Below are 18,909 nucleotides of genomic sequence, written 5' to 3'. Positions count from 1 at the left end.
TTGGGTTCAAGCTACATCGCCGCTGGAAGATCCAGGCCGCTATCGATCAGCCGCCTCTTCGCCGAGAATGCACCGAAAAGTATTCCTCCCGACGAGCCTGATACGGCTCACCTATGACCCAGATCACGGAAGCGGAACGCCTAAGGGGCAGAGGCCGCACGTCTCAGGCTCGCGCGACCAGCGAGACGGCAGCAGAGCATGATTTCCCCGGCCTTGACCGGAAGAAGACTGAAATCGACACGCTGGAAGAGGCAACGGAACTCCTGAAGCAGGCCAGGAGCGGTACCTTGAACGAGAATGTGACTTTGCGCTCTTTCGGGGGAGCTACGATAATCGTTGAGTGTGCCAGGTGCGGCCTCTTCGGTAAACTGGACCGGAAAGACGTCGTCCGACGCTTCAAGGCGTCTGCGTCGATCTCCCGGGTTCGCCGGGGGATCATCGGCAACTGCGATCGCATGTGCGTTGACGGTGTTGACAGATGCGACGCCTGTCTTCTGGCATCCGCTTCAACGGACCAAGAAAGCGGTTAGCGGTACGGCGGTTGCCCAATCACCTGATAGCTGCATCGATCTCATCGAGAGATCTGTCTCCGAGTAAGGCTAATTGCCGAAACCGCGGCTGTCGGAGAGAAACTGAATGGGGACCGCACATAGCGGTCGCCATTCGACATTTTGCCCTGAGATTTTTTCAGAGCTTCAGTTTATGCGCCGCGTGCTTGCCTGACTTTTCGACACTCACCGACGGCGGGGCCCTTTATGTTGTGTCGGGCGTTTAATCTTGACAACCTGGCCTTCGATCCTTCCTGGCTTGTCTCCCAGCTGAGTTTGTCGCCCTTTGACGTCCGTGGTCAAAGATCTTTCTACTCAATCCGAGCTGATTGCAGACGCCGGCTTGAAGTCCGTTGCAGGCCCGGGCTCTTTGCCATCTGTGCCCAACTCGCGGTCGGCTTCCTCCCGCCTCACTTTCGTGACGTCTTCAGATTGCTGATCGCTAGATTGCTGATCGGTCCGCTCCTGCTCCTCCTCAGCGCGCTTCCAGTGGACGTCGTGAAGGCCATCCTGCCGACCCTCATCTTCCCAGATTTTGTATGCACGCTCGCGCTGCTGTAGTTCCTTGTCGGTCATTGTCATCCCTCCTTTTTGATTCGGAATAACTCACCCCACAAACAGTCGTTCCATATCGGAGAAGTCTATTTCGCAGGCAGAGGAACTTCGAGTAACCGAGGTCGTTTTCAGCTCATCATCCACCTGAGGACACCACAATGGCAGGTAACAAATCTCCAGCGGTTCAAGCACTAGAAAACGAACAGGCCATGGACCGTGGTCGATCGAACGAGCTTGATGAAAGGCTGCAGGGCACATTCCCGGCATCCGATCCGGTTTCTGCTACCAGATCGGGCGCTCCTGATGAGATATCACGGTTATCGAGAAACTCTGCTCTGGCCTCTGATGCCCCGCGTGTCGATGAAGCCTTGGCGTCGATACTCGAACACCGGAACGACCCTTACGTCGAACCCCGTGAGAACATTGCCGCCTTGAGAGACGAGGCTGAAAGCCTCAGCTACCGTGTCACGAGTGACGTCAAGAGCAGGATTCGGAGCAATCCGTGGCAGGCGGTTGGGGTAGCCGCTGCGCTTGGCTTTGTTTTTGGACTCACTCGCTAGTCTCACGGAACAATTGCAATCGTGCCTGTTCTTGACCGGAGGCCATTGGAGCCTCCGTGCCCTACTTAACGGTTCAGGGAAAAGGTTGCTTGCGTAGGGCGTGGGATTTGCAGCGAAGCGACCGCTGGCCGAGCGTTTGACGAGGAAGCAAAGATTCGCTCGGCCATGTACTTCAACATTAAGGTGCCTCGCTCCTCTGTTTCTTCGTGCACTCGCCAGTATACTCAACAGCCCACGATTCTGCGACCGCATGACGGAATATTGGACCGGCAAAGTGAGGGCTGTGCTTAGCTTGCTGAACAGGAAATCTGAGCGGCCGGTCTGCTGCGGTGGAACTTTCGATCCCTTCTAAGGTTCACTGCGAGCATACGAAAATGGAAAATCGGGGCCTTCAATTATGAAGCCGCAGGTGAAGCAAATCGCAAACTATCTGGACGTCGGGGCGAAGCTCGAAGTACATATCCCCGAAACCGGGGGCTAGATCGGTATATGGCATATCCTCACGTCTCGGCAGTTTGGATGGTAAAGCCTCGCCATCGCCACAATTGTGAGGAGAGTCTTCATGTCACCACCAAACTGGCGCCATCTCTGCATCGACATGCAGCGGATGTTCAACGAAGACACGCCGTGGCATGTCGATTGGATGAACGCTGTGTTGCCGATGATTGACGAAGTGGCCGGACGCTTCCCATCTGAGACGGTTTTTACTCGGTTTGTTCCTCCCCACCATGCGTCACAGGCGACTGGTGCGTGGCGAGATTATTATGAGAATTGGGGATCCATGACACTCGACCGGCTTCCTTATGAGATGATCGATGTTGTTGATCCTCTGAGGAAGCATATACCCCCGGCTCGGGTATTTGATAAGGCAACCTATAGCCCTTGGGTCGACGGACGCCTCCATTTAATGTTGATCGAGGAAAAGGTGTCGTCGATAGTGGTTTCAGGCGGTGAGACCGATGTCTGTGTTCTGGCGACAGTATTAGGCGCGATAGACCTCGGCTACCACGTGACTGTCTTATCTAATGCAGTCTGCAGCGGAACGGATGAGACCCACGATGCAGCTCTCACTCTCCTCAGAGACCGGTTCTCTATCCAGCTTGATGTAACGACCGTGGAGGCATTTCTTCGAACTGCCAACTGAGCAGGGAGGGGCGCCCCGGCCCCTCGTGATCATGCTTAGCTATGTTTTGAAGGGGTGGGGCGCAACGATATGAGCCCCCCACCACTAGGCTAGCGCGAGTTCTTGTAGAGCTTCTGCGCGATCTCGAACATTTCCTCGGGGGAATAGTCGGGAGTAAATGCCGAGGGAACACCGACGAGCTGTTGAATTTTATGGCCTTCCGGCATGCCATCGATGACCTCAAGTTCGCCCGGGGGATCGGTGGGCAAAGCGACTTCGCCATTCCCCCAGATGCCCGACATCTCCTGGTAATCGCTCGGGCTAAAGGTATAGAGACGACGATGTGAGCCCTCGTCCAAGTACTTTTGGCTCTCGGGTATCTTGCTCAAGGGGATGTTCGGCGTGGGGAGGAATTTTTCGATCTCGACACCAGTAATCTTCTTCAGCGCTAGCGCATATGCGTGTGCGTGAACGGATCCACGAACCAGCAAATAGCCGCATACTTCTCGGCCCGTTGGATCGCTCAGGGTCTCGTAAACGCGAAGTTTATGGAGCCGTGCCCCACACTCGAGGTGGAAGTTGTGAAGGAGGTCCAGAACAACGTTTCCCGTGGTCGTGATAAAGTCATTGTTCCAAGAGACCCCATTGCTATTGACAGGCATCGCTCCGCCTCCGCCGGAGAGGAACGCCGCCGCAAGACGGATATCGGTCATGTCCTCGAACGGCGCGCCCGAGATATCGCCTCCATCGCCGGCATCGCCATCTGGGATATCCGGGCCATTGTTCAACATGGCAACGCCATTGCTGACGAGTTCCACGTGACCGAGTTCTTCGGCGGTGATCGCCGCTACAAGGCTGTAGAAAGGCCGCAGTTTCTCTTTCGATCGAAAATTGAAACTTTGGAACATGTAGTTCCCAAGGGTGGACATTTCCCCGTATTTTCCGCCGAGCAGCTCCTGCAGGGCTGCGGCGGCATTTGGATCGGCACGTTTCGGGGGCGGCAGGTTGGCCTGCAACTCATCGACTCGCATGAACATGGATCATATCCCTTTATTGGAGGTCCAGTTGAAACCACCTGGAGCCGTCAAAGTTCCGCATACTTGCAAAGACAACCGGCGTTCATATGCCCCTCTGTTGTTCGAAATGTCAGGTCCCATACCCCCAAGGACGTGGAAGGGCGCGGCGTAAATCACATCGTAATTAGATAGGTCTGCGCGCTTCCAGTTCCTTGACCTGCGTGGAACTCTTTCCCCCGCGGTAAGTTTGTGAGCGGGAAAACAAGGAGAAAAGCTATGAAGAAGATTCTACTCACCACTGCGCTGGTGCTTACTGCGGCCGGCGCATTCGCCCAGTCTGCCACTGAATCCACCGGAGTGAACTCGGCGCTTGGCGTTGCGCCAAAGACCGAAGACTTCATCCTGCAAGCGTCGGCAAGCGATGTATTCGAGATCGAGTCCAGCAAGCATGCACTGCAGAAGGGCGACGAACCCATCAAGGCGTTTGCCCAGCAGATGATCACGGAACACGAGAAGACGACCGCCGAGCTCAAGGCGCTCCTGACAACCGGCAAAGTCAAGGGAAGTCCTGTTGCGGCCCTGACAGAAGACCATAAGGAAGTAGTTGATGAACTCGCCAAGCTGAACGGTGCCGAGTTCAACGAGCAGTACATCGACGACCAGGTTGAAGCCCACGAAAACGCCGTTGACCTATTCAAACGCTATGCCGAGGAAGGCGAGAACGCTGATCTGAAGTCTTGGGCCGCGAAGACGCTTCCAGCCCTTGAGCATCACTACAAGATGGCTCAGGATCTCGACAAGTAACCGAAGTCGTTGCGGGGAGGCGACGTTTGCCTATCCGCAGCTCATCGCCGTTACGCCGTCCAATCACGAACCGGGGCTTCCGAGCGGAAAGTCGAGCTGGACGAAACGATCGCCTCCGCGCTCCGGCTCCTCATCGAAGAAGCTGCCAGGTGGCCACGATCTCATCATTCGATGATGACCCTCAGATCCTCGCCTGTCAGTCATTCTTCTGCCATAGCGTCCTTGTGCTTGTTGGCATGCACAGGAAAGGCACTCTGTGCCGGGAGCCAAGAACGGAGAACAGAACTGAGCTTGCGCCCCTCCTGGAACGAGGCGATCAAGATCGCGACCGCCTCGCTCCACTTTTTCTCCGCTCTTCGCAAAACGCGGCGGCAATTTCATTCACCAGCGGCAACGTCGCCAACTCCTCGATAGGCACCGACAGCTTAGGCTTCCAGTTGGGATAGCCGTCGCTGGTACCAGGAATATTTGTTGGGCGGTTTTCGCCCGTCATGTCCGCCAACCGGACCGCAGCCAGTACCGACGGCGTCTTGGCAACAAAGCGGTGAGCGCTGACTACCAAGTCTGTCAACTTCTCGTCGCTCGCCGTTTCGGTTGGCAAGCGGTCTGGTGGGCCGGCGCCTGCTTCATCCAGCGCAACCTTCAGGTCCTGCCGTTCCTCCTGGCGTCGTTCAATATGTCTCTCGCTCACATCGGGGGGAACGATCCCATGTTCTGCCCGCGCCTTGATGTCGGCGCCACGCCACCACCCCGCCAGTGTCTGGTGGTCGTGCGTCGAAATGCAAGCAAGCGACAGCCGGGGATAGGCGTCCACGGGCTTGAAACCATCGTCTTCGCGCTCGTAGGAAAGGATACGGTAAGACAGGATCCGAGCTTGAGCCAGGTCGTCCTGTAGCCCTTCCGGGAGCATCCCCAGATCTTCCCCGATCACGAGACAGCTAAACGTCTCGGACGCCTCCGCCAGTATTCGCAGCAAATCATCCTGCGGGTAGTTTACGTAAGCGCCGTCTTCGGGCGCACCGTCGATGGGCACGAGGAACAACCGCCGCAACGCCGCAGCATGATCAATCCTGACGGCGCCGGCGTAGCGCATCGCGGCAGTCACCATGCGCCGATACGGGGCATCCCCGCCCGACGCAATCGCTGTCGGATGGAAAGGCGCCAGATGCCAGTCCTGACCTTCGGTCGCAAAGGGGTCAGGAGGACTACCGACCGTCGCATCGGAAATGTAAGCGCCTGGCTCGCTCCAGGTGCCCGACCCATCGATGGCTTCTCCGACGGCCAGGTCGAGATAAAGGCCTACCCGTAACCCTGCGTCTCGGGCAACGTCAGCCGCGTGGGTCAACTGCGAATGGGCGAGCCATTGCAGCCACATGTGAAATCGGATCGTGTCCGCATGATCATCGGCGAATTCGGCTACCTCCGCACTATCCGGTCGCTGATACTCGGCGGGCCACGATCTCCAACCTGTGCCGTTGTTTCGGTCACCCATGAACGATGACAAGGTTTCGAACAACGCGTGTCGCCGAAGGACCTCTCCACCCTCTCGGACGAAGGCTTCGTAATCGTGTCCATCAATCGAGGCATTGGCAACCGCCTGCCATGATCGCCAAAGGCGGCGCAGCGTTGCCTGTTTGGTTGCCGCGACGCCGACGTAATCCACTAGGTCGGTTTGCCGCAGTGCCTGCAAACGGCTTTGCAGCTCCGGCCCGCCCTCGAAGCCGGGCACTTTGTCGACCGCGATATAAAGGGGGTTCAGCATCTGGCGGTTCGAGGGCTCGTAGGGGCTGCACCGATTAGGATCCGCCAGAAACGGTGCATGTAGCGGGTTCAACCCGACAAAATCCGCCCCCAGAGACTGGGCAAGGCGGACCATTTCCACCAGGTCCTCGAAATCCCCAATCCCCCAGTTACGGCCGGAGCGCAGCTCGTAAAGCTGCAGACTGATGCCCCAAACACGCTTCCTTTCGAGATACTGCGGAAAATAGGATTTTGGGATATCCTTCTTATGTGTCCCTCGCGTCATTCGTTGTTGCTCCCGGGAAGCGGTTGCGGCATCGACCCCTAAAGCAGAGAGGAGATGGTGTTTCGTCGCGTCGGTGATTGGTACCTGGCCATTGTCCGGACTCGGTCTCGTGAGACTGATCCCATTGGCTACAGCCAGACGGTCGAGATCCGATTTCATGTTGGCATCCTCCTATCGACTAACGTCGGCCCTCAAGGTTAGGCCTGACGAATGCTTGCAATGACCGACCACGGAGCGAGAAGATCTTTGCTGTCGGAATTGAGGCTGAAAATCTGTTCGGCCGCATGCTGTTTTGCGAACTTGGCTGGCTGATTTGATAAGTTTAATAGCAGATGAAGCTTCGTGCCCGAGAGTGTCCACTCCACCGAAGTGACATTTCCGTCATGGTGGAAGGAACCGTGAGTCCCATTCCGGCCCTTTAGCAGCGGCACGATCCGCTGGTGTCGCACGGCGAGGATCGACTTGTAGAACGCAAGCATTTCTGCCGCCTCGGCTCCGTCAAGCTGTGACCAGTCCAGCTTCGCCATCGCAAATGTTGACTGCGCGGTTGGATCCAGTAGGTCGTCGGCATCAAAGCCCGGAAGTCTCGACAGCTCCTCGCGTCGTCCCATTCTCACCTTCTCGTTCAGGTCTTCGTCGAAATCGCAGAAATAAGGGAACGGCTCGCGTGCTCCCCATTCCTCACCCATGAACAGCATTGGGATTTGTGGGGACAGCAAATAGATCGCGGTCACGGCCTTGATCGGCTCCAGTGGTCGGTACGTAACCATACGGTCCGCAAACGCTCGGTTGCCGATCTGATCATGATTTTGAATGAAGGAGATGAAAGCGGTAGGAGGCAGCTCAGCCGAGGGTTTGCCGCGGTTCCCGCCACGGTAAGGCATGTGTTCGCCCTGGAACACAAAACCCTCAGCGAGGGCGCGGCCAACGTTGCTCGCATCACCGGCATAGTCCCGGTAATATCCAAAGTTCTCGCCGGTCGCCGCAATATGTAGTACATGATGGATATCGTCATTCCACTGGGCAGTGAAAGACACAACGCCACCATCCTCGTCGCGTTTTAAAAGATCAGCATCGTTGTCTTCGTTTTCCACGATGAGGTGAACGTGCCGCGCGCCTGCCACTTCGCGAACGCGGCGGGCGAGCTCGCTGAGGAGATGTTCCTCGCTGTCGTCCTTGATCGCATGCACCGCGTCAAGGCGCAGACCGTCCAGCCTGAACTCCCTGATCCAGTAAATCGCGTTCTGGATGACGAATTCCCGGACCGCCTTCGAGCCGCCTCCATCGTAGTTGATGCCATTGCCCCACGGCGTCTCATGATGCTCGGTGAAGAGCGGCGCATAGGTCGGGAGGTAATTTCCATCCGGACCGAAATGATTGTAGACGACATCGAGAAAGACGCTGATTCCGCGCTCGTGGGCGGCGTCCACAAAGGCCATTAGATCTTCGGGGCGACCATAGCTGCTATCAGGTGCGTACGGCAGGACGCCGTCGTACCCCCAGTTGTAGCAACCGGGAAAATCGCTGACTGGCATGATCTGAATTGCTGTGACGCCGAGTTCCGCCAGATGGTTCAGCCGTGAAACTGCAGCCCGGAACGTACCCTCCTGAGTGAACGAACCGACATGCATTTCGTAGATGACGCTTTTTTCCCACGGACTTCCGGACCAGGATGACGTCCTCCATGTGTAGGCTTTAAGATCAACGACCTCGCTGGGACCGTGAACGTCATTGGGCTGATAGCGCGACCCCGGGTCGGGGACTTCCGAACCATCCGCCAATACAAATTTGTAGAGGCTGCCAGGCCCAATGCCGGCTACCCGGCAGAGATACCAACCGTCTTCCGTTCGTTCCATCGCTCGTAGCTCGCGGCCGTCCACTTTCAGGGACACAGTGAGCGCGAGGGGAGCCCACAGCCGGAACTCGACCCCGTCATCCAGTAAGAACGGACCAAACGCATATTTTTCCAAGATATCACCTCTGTGATTGCGTCATACAATGTACTAGCGGAGCAGCCCCTGCCCGCCATCGACCCAGAGCGGGGATCCGGTGATGTGACGGGATTTGTCTGACGCCAGGAAGACAATTACGTCTGCGACATCTTCGCTTCTTCCGGGACGACCTCCGGTTATAGGCACCTGTCCTTCAGGCCATATGACGGGAATTGCCGTCTGCTTTTCGTTCCGCAGACTGGTGTTCGACTCAATGTTGGTGTCGATCTCGCCGGGGCAAACAGCATTAATGCGGATATGATGACGGGCAAGCTCTAGAGCGAGCTGTTGAACCATCGCGACCTGACCCGCTTTGGTGGCAGTATAGGCGGTCGCGCCCGGCGTGGTGAATGTCCTGGTTCCATTGATGGACGAGACGACGACGATAGAGCCGCCCCCTGAGCGTTTTAGTTCGGGCACCGCTGAGCGAATTGTCAGGAAGGTACCGGTCAGATTAACCGAAATCGTTTCATTCCATTCAGAAAGCTTCAGGTCATCGATCGGAGCCCACACTCCGTTGATGCCGGCGTTGGCGACAACCACGTCAAGCCGACCAAACTGCCTGACAAGGTGCTTAATCCCTGCGTTCATCTGACGTTCGTCTGATATATCGGCAAGAAGCGAAAGCGCCTCCCCGCCCCCTGCTACGATCTCCGCCACAACAGCGGTAATCTCCCGTTGCGTGTGCCCTAGTACCCCGATTTTGTACCCGTGCTCGGCTAATGCTAGTGCGGCTGCTTTCCCAATACCCGAACCGGCTCCAGTAACGAGGGCGACGGGTGACTTCATGATGATCTCCATATGTTCGGCGAGTGGACGAACTTCCAGATTTCATGGAAGTTCCAGACGCAGGGCGTTGAGTGAGGGGACAATGAGGGGGCATCATCCCACATGGACACACGGAAGACTGACAGCTGACCGCTATACGTTAGTGTTTACTGTGCCATAACGACCGCAACGAGCGGCGCTCGGAAAGCGGCTCACTATCCGGCATCGGGCGACACTCTATCTTGCTGGTGTGTGCGTGGGGAACGGCGATCAAATGCCACGGAGCTGACCCAAAAAGGCACGCAGTAATCGCACTACCTGCGAATATCTCCGGGTATGCCGTCAGCCCCGCATTCGCCATGGCGGCCTTCTGCCGAAAGACCCGTGATCTGATACGGTCGCTGCTTTTTCATCGACGATTGGACATCATCTCTGAGAGCCGCTGCGCGTTTTTGATAGAGTGACCGTCGCGGTCGTTGTTAAAGTAGATCCATGCAGTTTTGGCGCCGCTTTCAGCAATCCGCTCCACCCATATGGCAAGTTCGGCATCGCTATAGTCATGTCGATACCATTGCTTAATGCCGTGGAAACGGATGTAAATGTCGTCTGCGGTCTTCACCAAGTCATCCGGCAGCCGGGGTCCACTGCATGAGCAGAAGATCGCGCCGACTGCTTTGAAGGCCGTGTAAACATCATCGTTCCACCAGCTTTTGTGACGAAATTCAACGACGTTTCGGCGCCGGCCGTCGAGTTGCGAGAGAACTGCATGTAAGGTTACGGGGCTGTATTGAACACTAGGCGGCAACTGGAACAAAAAACATCCCATCTGCGGCCCGAGCAGGTCGGCGATATATCCAAAGTCTTCAATAAGGTCACGGGTATCTTCGAACCGTCTGATGTGTGTGATTAACTCGCAGACCTTAATGGTGTACACGAACCCGGGGGTCGCCTGACGAATCCATGTCTTCACTGTGCCAATTGTCGGCCAGGAATAGAAGGGCGCGTTGAGTTCAACGGTTTGAAAGCAATCCTGGTAGATGGCGAACCAGTGGCTCGACGGGACATCTGCTGGATAAAAGTTCCCTTTCCAATGCCAGTAGTACCATCCTGAGCAGCCGATATGGATTCGCCCGGAGATGTTGCCTTCTATCGGCGGTTGGACCTCCAATGGCTTGGCGACACGAAGTTGGTGCATCTTGCCAGCGCGATCGACGTTCGCATCGCGTTGCTTTTGGCGGCGCTGTGCCCTTCTCGCTCTCCGGACTGCCAATTCTTCAGCTGAAAGTTCCGACAACCCGGCTCTCCTCGTATCGCCATGCCGGTCGACGTCTGCCGGTCTCCGTCGATGCTCCGGACCTCCGGAGCGTCAAATTGCATTGAGACTCTAGATGGCGCTGTAGCTTAGCGGGGCGTTCACGGGTTTTCCTCATTACTAGCTCGACCCAGAAGCCTGACCGCAAGGTGAATAGCACCACCGTCGGCAAAAGAGATGCTCGATACCAGTACTGGATCGATAGCAGCAAGTCGCCCGTAATGTCCGACTGCGCATCAAAGCCAGCAAGTCTCTCCCGAACGCCTGGGTGCCCACCCGTCATTAACGCACACTTGGGCACGGTAGCTTCAGAAGAAAGGAAGGATGCGCCCCTGCTCGGACGTTTCCGTTGATCTTGCCTCGACTTCCCTAAGCGCATTCGCTCGAGCTAATCGCCTTCCGTATTCATTCCGCGTAAACTGAGAAGAAGCTGAGAAGTTCCGAGCGCCGAATATGACGCGGGAAGCAAATGCCCCTGCATTGAAAGCGATGCCGTTTACCGTCCAAACGCCATATCTCTTCAGGTGGCCGGGTAGCCGGTAGAGTTACCACGACGCCCAGGGAACAAACGATCAATGAACCAACATTGCTGACAGGCGTGCCTCGTGAGCCGATCAAAGGACCACGACGGATCACATCGTGAAGACTGCTCTGATTTCGACATCCTTGATTGGGTTCTTAGGTCCTTGGGTAGCACGCAGCTACCTCCCCTAAACAAGGAACGCACCTACGCCCTTAGTGATGCCACCACTTTGACGCGATATCGCGGAAAAACCTGGAACCCCCTGGGAAATTGGCCTACAGCCCTACGGCCAGGATGGCCCATATAGCAAGGAAGGTTAGACCGATCGCTATTGCGGCGGCCCTCCACACTGAACCGTCCGGTACGATGCGGGTCGAGGCCTCCAGCGTGAGCCATGCCGCGGCAAGTAGCGATGCTGCGACTGCATAGTCCTCCCGTCGCCACGCAACTTCCCTCGTTAAAAGCATCGCGACAGCCGGCGCGAGCAATATACACGCTGCAAGGAAAAGGTACACGTATCTCCAGGTCTTCATCGGGAACAGCCGTTGTTTCTGCGAATATACTCGCGTGGGGCGAAAGTTGGTTTCTTCCAGCCTGGCGTCGATTATTCACTTTCTCAGGAAGGTGCGATCGGCCCACAAACATCGCGCTAAAGAATTTCGAGCCATCTCGCGCTCGGCAAACCTTTGTCTCGTTAGCCATGGGTTCAGTTCATTTCTAACCAACACGCGCCCCGGTAACATCGTGAGATGACAAGGAACCCGTGCATCCAGCCGTAGCGGCCGCCGCTGTTGGGCGTGTAGTCAATGTACAGTGGGCTCCTCAGGATTAAGCAGATTCTCCAGGCCTATTTCCCTCACACCTTCTTCAAACTCCTCCCATGCAGCTTCCTCGCTTTCGAAGGGCTCCAACCACACCACCGAATTGCTTTCCTTGTTCACGAGTTGCAGGCTCCAGTCACTCGAATGTTCAAAGCGATAGATATGGACGTCCACCTTGATGTCACCGCTTACAACCGTGCAGGAGCGGGTCGAGACGACAATTTTCGGCGCTTTTTCTGACATCCCGTTCTCCGTTTCCGGCCATTTTGACGGCTCGACGTCTCCCCGAGGCATCCGGGAGGAGCGAATGTCTCCTTTGGCCAAGGCACTCCGCTCTATAGGAAAACGTACTCGTACTGACGTGTGTTCCCAAGACGAACACCGACGCTAGGCGATAGTTTCTTGCTCAGCTACTTCCCACTTGGCAAATTCTTTCGACATTGCAACCAATGCTTTCATGATGGCTACACGGCAGGCCGCCGGTCAGAAGCGCCGACCATCATCGTCCGTCATGCCAGACCCTTTTTTACATCATCCTGTGGAACTGCTGACTTCTTGATGTGTTCGCACCGGTCTTTTTCAACAATGGAGCGCGACAATGCCGAAACAGATCAGTCGATCAGACTGGCGCGCCTGCGGATCGGCAGGTTTGCTGATCGGGGTGGCTATTGCGGGGTTTCTCGATGGCATCTTGCTCCACCAAATCCTGCAATGGCACAGTCTTTTCAGTTCGTTAGACGGCGTGATCTACGAGGACCTCCGGTTCCGTATGCTGACGGATGGGCTTTTTCATGCAGCCATGTATGCGATCGGCATAGTCGGTCTCTACCTTCTTTGGCGCGCACGCGTTGAATTTGCATCGGCGGGGTCCGGACAACGCTTCGCGTCCAGGCTGCTGGTGGGCTTTGGCGCTTGGCACCTCACGGATGCCGTCGTAAATCACTGGCTCCTCGGTCTCCATCACATCAAGGACGACAGTCCGAACTGGCTGTGGTGGGATGTCGCATTTTTTGCTCTCGGGCTGGTAAGTATTGGTCTGGGCACCCAGGTGGGCCGGTCGGACCGAAAAGGCCGATCCCGCCTGAGCAAGACAATCGCGTCCGGCATCGCAATATTCGTTGTGGCTGCCGGTGCGATCGCCGCGTTGCCATTGTCAAACGCCGGCCCCGTGACTGTGGTCTTCAGGCAGGGGGTCAGCCCTGCCTCGGTGCTAGCTGCCGTGGAAAGTGCCAGGGGCCGAATATTCTGGAGCAACTCTGACGGTGATATTTGGACTGTGGCACTCGAAAATCGGTTCGAGGGATGGCATTTTTATACGCATGGAGCGCTTTATGTAAGCGGTTCTGTTCTCGGGATGGGATGTTTCGGCACTACTCCAACACCATTGGCTCAGGGGGTTTATGCTCCATATGAGCGAGAGGGCGATAGCAATGCCTGGTGGGCTTCAGACCCAAGTTGGTGGACATCGTGATCGCGCGCTCGTTTTGGAACAGTGAATCCGCATGTGCCGGGAACGTAACTCTGTGTCAGAGGTTTCACCTATTCAAGGGGAGACAAGGCCATGGGTCCGGTTAATGGGTTTGCGGAAAAAGAACTTCTCGGACATGTTCAGGCGCTTCGCAGTTTCGCTCGGCGCTTCCATTCGTCGCCGAGCGATATCGACGATCTGGTCCAGGAGACATTGACCAAGGCCCTTGCGAATGCCGAGAAATTCCAAAGAGGCTCGCAGTTGCGGTCTTGGTTGTTTACGATCATGCGCAACTCATTCTGTACCAAATTCGGACTGTCAAAACGTGAGCACGTTGGGCTCGCAGATGACGCAGCCTTACTAGTGTCAGTTCCTGCGGTGCAGGAATGGAAGATCAGGGGGCGTGAGTTTGAAATGGCTCTTGCCGACCTCTCGGAGGATCATCGGAATGCGATTGAGTTCATATTTATCGATTGCATGAGTTACGAAGATGCGGCTTCACGATGTGGATGCGCTTTGGGAACGATGAAAAGCCGGGTGAACCGCGCTCGCATGCAGCTATGGACCGCCATCAACAGTGATTGAGCATTAGTTCAACGTCGGATCGGTCTCGTTCGCGAACAAAGCCGCGGCGATTTTACCCAATTCAGTAGGCTTTTCGCAAAGCGCAAAGCCGGTGAATTTTACAGGGATTATCGACGGGTCGTAGCTCGTCGCGAAGACGAACGGTATGTCTCGGCGTTCCAGTTCCTCTGCCACCGGAAAAACGAGTTCGTCACCGAGATGCACGTCTAAGATCGCGGCGTCGACTGGAGAAGCATTTATCAAATCCAATGCGTCCTGAACGCTGCCGGTGGGGCCAACAACAACGGCGCCAATCATTTCGAGCTTAAGCCGCGTCTCATCGGCGAGGAAATATTCGTCTTCCACGACAAGGACAGATTTGCCTTCAAAAAGGCGCAGACAGGTTGAGTTTTCCAATATCACCTCGATGCGACTTTCGTATCTCTAACCGGCCCTACGTACTTGTGGTCACGAATGCACGCTTCTAGCGAAGAGCCTAGCCCCCCGATCTGGCATTGCCATGAGGCAATAGGACGAGCGCCTCCAACAGGGGCTGAATCCGAAAGTTCCGCTGGTCAACAATAAATCGATGAAGCGGGAACTTCTCCTTCGACCTCCAGTTCGCGGGCTGCGCAACACTAGGTGGATATGTCCGTACCAAATTCCTGCGGCTGTTAGTCGACGAAGTCGGCGTTTCTGACCTTCGTGTTTGTCGCCGCCATTAACGATCGTGCCAGGGCACGGATCATGACCGATATTTGAAGGAGACACACATGAAGGCTCTCTGCTGGCACGGCAAAGGCGATATCCGATGCGATACCGTCCCGGATCCACAGATCGAAGATGGCCGCGACGTGATCATCAAGATGACGGCCTGCGCGATCTGCGGATCGGACCTGCATTTGATGGACGGGTATATCCCGTTCATGGAAAAAGGCGACATTCTCGGCCATGAATTCATGGGTGAAGTCGTCGAGGTTGGACGCGACAACAAAAAACTCAAAGTCGGCGACCGGGTCGTCGTTCCCTTTACCATCTGCTGCGGCGAGTGCTCGCAATGCCTCAAGGGCAATTGGTCGGTCTGCGAAAGGTCCAACCGCAAGGCCGAAAATGCCACCAAGGCTTTCGGCTACCCGACCGCTGGCCTGTTTGGATACTCACACCTGACCGGCGCCTATGCCGGGGGCCAAGCGGAATATGTCCGCGTCCCCTACGCAGATGTTTCGCCAATCGTTATTCCCAACGGGATGACAGACGAGCAAGCCCTGTTCCTGGGTGATATTTTCCCGACTGGGTGGATGGCGGCCGCCAACTGCGAGATCGAACCCACAGACATCATCGCCATATGGGGATGCGGTCCTGTTGGGCAGTTTTGCATCAAGAGTGCCTTTATGCAGGGGGCGGCCCGCGTCATAGCGATCGATAACGTTCCGGAGCGCCTCGCATTGGCTCAGGCGATCGGCGCCGAAATCATCAATTTCGACGACATCGACGGTACGATACCCGACTATCTCAAGGAAATGACCGGTGGCCACGGCGCTGACAAATGTATCGATGCAGTCGGTGCGGAGTCTCATGCAACGGCTTCCTTCGACGCGATCGTTGACAAGGTCAAGGCCGCAACCCTGCTCGGGACAGATCGCCCGCACGTGTTGCGCACCGCAATCATGGCCTGCAGACCAAGCGGGATCGTCTCGGTGCCAGGCGTTTATGGTGGTTTCCTCGACAAGATCCCGTTCGGTGCAGCGATGAATAAGGGGCTGACGATCCGGAGCGGCCAGACCCACGTCAATCGCTACTCCCTCGACCTTCTGCGCCGCATCGAGGAGGGGGAAATCGATCCGAGCTTTATCATCACCCATCGCGCCAAGCTCGAAGACGGGCCGGGGCTTTATGAGACTTTCCGGGACAAGAAAGATAACTGCATCAAGGTCGTATTGACCGCTTGACGCCCAGATCTGAGGTGGCTCGCATTCGTTGTCATAGGGGAACTTTCGAGGCCGGCTCCAGTTCGGGTTGGCCGAATTGAACGGAGAAGGAGTAAACATGGCCGAGAAGACATTGGACGACCTGTTCCTTGACACACTCAAGGACATCTATTTCGCGGAAAAGCAGATTTTGAAAGCTCTTCCGAAAATGGCCCGTGCTTCGCAATCGGAAGAAGGCAAGGCAGCGTTCCTCAAGCACAAGGACCAGACTGAGGGTCAGATTGAACGCCTCCAGCAGGTGTTCGAATTGATTGGCAAGCCTGCGCGTGGCAAGACTTGCGAGGCCATCCAGGGCATCATCTCCGAAGGTGAGGAAATCATCGAGGAGTATAAGGGATCTGCAGCGCTCGATGCAGGGCTTATCTCTTCTGCCCAGGCCGTTGAGCATTACGAGATCACCCGCTATGGCACTCTGAAAAGCTGGGCCGGTCAGCTCGGTTTGATGGACGCCATTCCGCTTCTGGACGCCAACCTCCAGGAAGAGCTGGAGACGGACGCGTTGCTGACGCAGCTTGGTGAAGCATCGGCAAATCCGAAGGGCTCGAAGAAGAGCGCCTGATTGCGAATGGCCGAGCCGCCCGACACGGCTTGGCCACACCCTCAAATCACAACGCAAATTGGAGGACAGGATGGGTATCGACCGCGAGGAATGGATCTCGAAGCGGGCCTATGAGCTTTGGGAACAAGCTGGTCGCCCGGATGGAAAGGACGATGAGCAGTGGAGCGCCGCCAGCGCCGAATGGGAGGCCAAATCACGCGGCGCCGCAGATCATTCTCCGGTGAGCGCCACATTGGATGACGAATCCTGATGCATGCGAATACCGACTTCTTTGCACCGCCTCGCGTCTCTGGCGGTGCCAAGATCCTAAAATGTCAAACACTATGGGGAGATACAGTCTCTCAGGCGCTAGGCCCATCATGGGTCCCGTCGGCTTCACTGCAGATAGCATCGATCTCACGACGGAAATCACGGCCCGCGGTCCGAGGCGCCAAACGACAGATTGAGCCTTGGCGAGTAACGATACTGCCCGCGAGGGAGAGGGCTCGCAGGCAGTAGGTGCGGGTGATGCACCAGAACTGCGCCCCCGAAACCACCACGGTTCGGTGTCGCAACGACTCGGCGTGTAATGCATCTGTCGTAGCCGAACCTGCCCTAAACCTTTGCGGTCTGCCCAGCTTCTTTGAGATTGGCGAATTTGATCGTGGTCGGCCTCAGATTGCTCTCGAGCCAATTTGCCATCGCGATCTCCTGATCCAGGTTCATCTGAAGCGAACCGACGACGCTGGAAAATCCTCCGAGTTCGGCGATCGTGATCAACGATTTGTAGGCGGCGATCTCGAAATTCTCGAACGCAAAGTTGGCCATACTGTTTTTGAGGATCTCGTCGCCGGCGACGGAATGGCCAAGCGCTGCCATTGAACCCGTGAAGGATAGCGCGAGGTCTTTCAAGGATGAATGGTCTTCCGCCAGTGACGTCAGGATTTCTTCGAGCCGGACAATTTGGCCTTCAGTCTCCGTGATGTGCTGTTCGAGTTTGGCGGCGATATCAGGATAGTTTTCGATCCGTTTGATCTGCGGTTTCATGATGGACAGCGCCTGGTTTTCCATTGCATGGGCATTCTTCAAACCAGTCACAAAAATATCGCGTGTTACATCTTCAGACATGAGATCTCTCCTTTGCTACAGTGCGCAAACCAGAAGCGGCATCGAAAGTTCCGCCAATAGTCTTGGGCCTATCTCGTCGTCAGGTACCTTCCCCCACCGGTGCAGAAACAAGGAACTATCTGCCACTTTTCCAGTTAGCCGCACCTAACATCAGGAGATTTGACCATGAGCATGACTAAGCCAACCCCCGGTGCACCAGGTACGACTGACCAATCACCGCGCTGGGAGGGACCCGAAGAAACACGACCACGCGGCTATCTCCCGGCCTCTCCCGGCCCAGGACGATCCCGACACAGATCGAGACGCAGTGGGCGAGACCAACCGGGATCCCTCGCGGGAAAAAATTTCCGACGCCGGAAAGATCAAAGGAGACTGACCAAGGGTAAATCCGCGACGACGCCAAAGGCCCATTTGCACGATCGCGGACCGATCGTAAGGCAAGTGGCGTCACGGCGCCAAGGTCAACACCGATTCGGAAGACGCCACCCTGGATCGCCGTCATCATGCCCTTGAGGTGGATTGCCGGGGCGCCGTGGGCGTCGAACGGTGATTGCGAGCCGCGGCATCCTGCAACTCCCATCAGGACGAAGAAAAGAAGAGTAGCGACCACTCTCATGGGCTCGGTCCCTGGTCGGGATGAACACGGGTCGGGACTGGCTCGAAGAGGATCGCCGCGGGCGCGCGGTTTTCAGCCGGGCGCGTTTGTCTGCCATCACTACGGCCAGGCGCTGCAACCTTGGCCCGATAGGCTCCAATCGACTGGACATATCCTGCCAGCTGCCAGATCTGCTCGATCGGGATCTTGTCCTTGTAAGGTGGCATACCGTGCGGTCGCCCGTCGCGGATAGAGGCGACGATCGACACCATTTCTGGGCCGTAAAGCCACCAGCCATCGAGGAAGGAGGGTCCTCTTCCGGCCTGACCGTCCCCGTGACAAGTGGCGCATCCGAACCAGGAGTAAAGGCGTTTGCCTTGGGCAAGATTGTAGGAGGCGGTCTCATAGGGCTGGCCGAGCGCGAAATCGACATTCGGCGGCGCCCCGCCGATGCCGTTCGGCATCAACCGGATCTTTTCCAGCTCCGTGGTAACGGGGGGATCCTGCCGCAACTGCAAGGGTTTTCCCGTATAGCCGAGCAGAGCGGCCACTCCCAGGCACGATGTGAAAGCAGTCATGAT

Annotated in this window: 18 protein-coding genes and 1 pseudogene; 9 read left to right on the top strand and 10 right to left on the bottom strand. The window is 56.4% G+C overall.

Annotated features, from left to right (window positions below; translation table 11 throughout):
• Positions 1-863: 863 nt before the first annotated feature.
• Positions 864-1,124, bottom strand: a complete 261-nt coding sequence (locus LH464_RS14865; protein ID WP_226787184.1) for a DUF2934 domain-containing protein — start codon at positions 1,122-1,124, stop codon at positions 864-866.
• Positions 1,125-1,261: 137 nt separating this feature from the next.
• Between LH464_RS14865 and LH464_RS14860 the strand changes: the two genes are divergently transcribed.
• Both LH464_RS14860 and LH464_RS14855 read left to right on the top strand, forming a co-directional pair.
• Entirely contained in the window at positions 1,262-1,663 is a 402-nt protein-coding gene (locus tag LH464_RS14860; RefSeq protein WP_226787183.1) for a glycine zipper domain-containing protein, read from the top strand.
• A gap of 562 nt (positions 1,664-2,225) precedes the next feature.
• Entirely contained in the window at positions 2,226-2,807 is a 582-nt protein-coding gene (locus LH464_RS14855) for a cysteine hydrolase family protein (RefSeq protein WP_226787182.1), read from the top strand.
• A gap of 89 nt (positions 2,808-2,896) precedes the next feature.
• Here the strand turns inward: LH464_RS14855 and LH464_RS14850 are convergent, their stop codons facing one another.
• A complete protein-coding gene (locus tag LH464_RS14850; protein ID WP_226787181.1) occupies positions 2,897-3,823 on the bottom strand; it encodes a manganese catalase family protein in 927 nt (308 codons plus the stop codon).
• Positions 3,824-4,078: 255 nt separating this feature from the next.
• On the opposite strand from LH464_RS14850, the gene LH464_RS14845 reads away from it, so the two are divergent.
• Complete coding sequence (locus LH464_RS14845; protein ID WP_226787180.1) at positions 4,079-4,606, top strand: DUF4142 domain-containing protein; 528 nt, start codon at positions 4,079-4,081, stop codon at positions 4,604-4,606.
• Between the two features lie 316 nt (positions 4,607-4,922).
• Here the strand turns inward: LH464_RS14845 and malQ are convergent, their stop codons facing one another.
• The 5 genes from malQ to LH464_RS14820 form a co-directional block, all read right to left on the bottom strand.
• Positions 4,923-6,791, bottom strand: a complete 1,869-nt coding sequence (gene malQ / locus LH464_RS14840) for a 4-alpha-glucanotransferase (RefSeq protein ID WP_226787179.1) — start codon at positions 6,789-6,791, stop codon at positions 4,923-4,925.
• Positions 6,792-6,829: 38 nt separating this feature from the next.
• Complete coding sequence (treZ, locus tag LH464_RS14835) at positions 6,830-8,602, bottom strand: malto-oligosyltrehalose trehalohydrolase (protein WP_226787178.1); 1,773 nt, start codon at positions 8,600-8,602, stop codon at positions 6,830-6,832.
• A 33-nt stretch (positions 8,603-8,635) separates the two neighbouring features.
• Positions 8,636-9,412: an SDR family oxidoreductase gene (locus LH464_RS14830; RefSeq protein ID WP_255648398.1), complete on the bottom strand. Its 777-nt coding sequence runs from the start codon at positions 9,410-9,412 to the stop codon at positions 8,636-8,638.
• Between the two features lie 388 nt (positions 9,413-9,800).
• Positions 9,801-10,685 carry a DUF72 domain-containing protein gene (locus tag LH464_RS14825; RefSeq protein WP_226787177.1) on the bottom strand — a complete coding sequence of 295 codons (885 nt, stop codon included), beginning with the start codon at positions 10,683-10,685 and terminating at the stop codon, positions 9,801-9,803.
• A 1,344-nt stretch (positions 10,686-12,029) separates the two neighbouring features.
• Positions 12,030-12,290: a hypothetical protein gene (locus LH464_RS14820; RefSeq protein ID WP_226787176.1), complete on the bottom strand. Its 261-nt coding sequence runs from the start codon at positions 12,288-12,290 to the stop codon at positions 12,030-12,032.
• A gap of 355 nt (positions 12,291-12,645) precedes the next feature.
• Between LH464_RS14820 and LH464_RS14815 the strand changes: the two genes are divergently transcribed.
• A complete protein-coding gene (locus LH464_RS14815) occupies positions 12,646-13,518 on the top strand; it encodes a DUF2243 domain-containing protein (RefSeq protein ID WP_226787175.1) in 873 nt (290 codons plus the stop codon).
• A 90-nt stretch (positions 13,519-13,608) separates the two neighbouring features.
• Positions 13,609-14,100 (top strand): sigma-70 family RNA polymerase sigma factor, encoded by a 492-nt coding sequence (locus LH464_RS14810; RefSeq protein ID WP_226787174.1) that lies wholly within the window; start codon positions 13,609-13,611, stop codon positions 14,098-14,100.
• 3 nt (positions 14,101-14,103) lie between these two features.
• Here LH464_RS14810 and LH464_RS14805 read toward each other — a convergent pair whose 3' ends face one another.
• Positions 14,104-14,496: a response regulator gene (locus tag LH464_RS14805; protein ID WP_226787173.1), complete on the bottom strand. Its 393-nt coding sequence runs from the start codon at positions 14,494-14,496 to the stop codon at positions 14,104-14,106.
• Between the two features lie 356 nt (positions 14,497-14,852).
• Between LH464_RS14805 and LH464_RS14800 the strand changes: the two genes are divergently transcribed.
• The 3 genes from LH464_RS14800 to LH464_RS14790 all read left to right on the top strand — a co-directional run bounded on the left by LH464_RS14800 (position 14,853) and on the right by LH464_RS14790 (position 16,876).
• On the top strand, positions 14,853-16,028 hold the full coding sequence (locus LH464_RS14800) for a zinc-dependent alcohol dehydrogenase (protein ID WP_226787172.1): 1,176 nt from the start codon (positions 14,853-14,855) through the stop codon (positions 16,026-16,028).
• A 97-nt stretch (positions 16,029-16,125) separates the two neighbouring features.
• Positions 16,126-16,626, top strand: a complete 501-nt coding sequence (locus tag LH464_RS14795) for a YciE/YciF ferroxidase family protein (protein ID WP_226787171.1) — start codon at positions 16,126-16,128, stop codon at positions 16,624-16,626.
• 70 nt (positions 16,627-16,696) lie between these two features.
• The gene (locus tag LH464_RS14790) at positions 16,697-16,876 is read left to right on the top strand and encodes a DUF2934 domain-containing protein (RefSeq protein WP_315859661.1); all 180 of its coding nucleotides are present in this window, start codon (positions 16,697-16,699) and stop codon (positions 16,874-16,876) included.
• A gap of 344 nt (positions 16,877-17,220) precedes the next feature.
• Here the strand turns inward: LH464_RS14790 and LH464_RS14785 are convergent, their stop codons facing one another.
• On the bottom strand, positions 17,221-17,733 hold the full coding sequence (locus tag LH464_RS14785; RefSeq protein ID WP_226787170.1) for a ferritin-like domain-containing protein: 513 nt from the start codon (positions 17,731-17,733) through the stop codon (positions 17,221-17,223).
• Between the two features lie 171 nt (positions 17,734-17,904).
• On the opposite strand from LH464_RS14785, the pseudogene LH464_RS14780 reads away from it, so the two are divergent.
• Positions 17,905-18,109: pseudogene (locus LH464_RS14780) on the top strand (hypothetical protein).
• A 236-nt stretch (positions 18,110-18,345) separates the two neighbouring features.
• Here LH464_RS14780 and LH464_RS14775 read toward each other — a convergent pair.
• Positions 18,346-18,906, bottom strand: a complete 561-nt coding sequence (locus LH464_RS14775) for a c-type cytochrome (RefSeq protein WP_226787169.1) — start codon at positions 18,904-18,906, stop codon at positions 18,346-18,348.
• Between the last annotated feature and the right edge of the window lie 3 nt (positions 18,907-18,909).

Source organism: Pseudorhizobium xiangyangii, from assembly GCF_020531965.1.
GTDB classification, from domain to species: domain Bacteria; phylum Pseudomonadota; class Alphaproteobacteria; order Rhizobiales; family Rhizobiaceae; genus Neorhizobium; species Neorhizobium xiangyangii.
The sequence above is the reverse complement of the archived record's forward strand: the minus strand, read 5'-3'. Positions and strand labels throughout refer to the sequence as shown.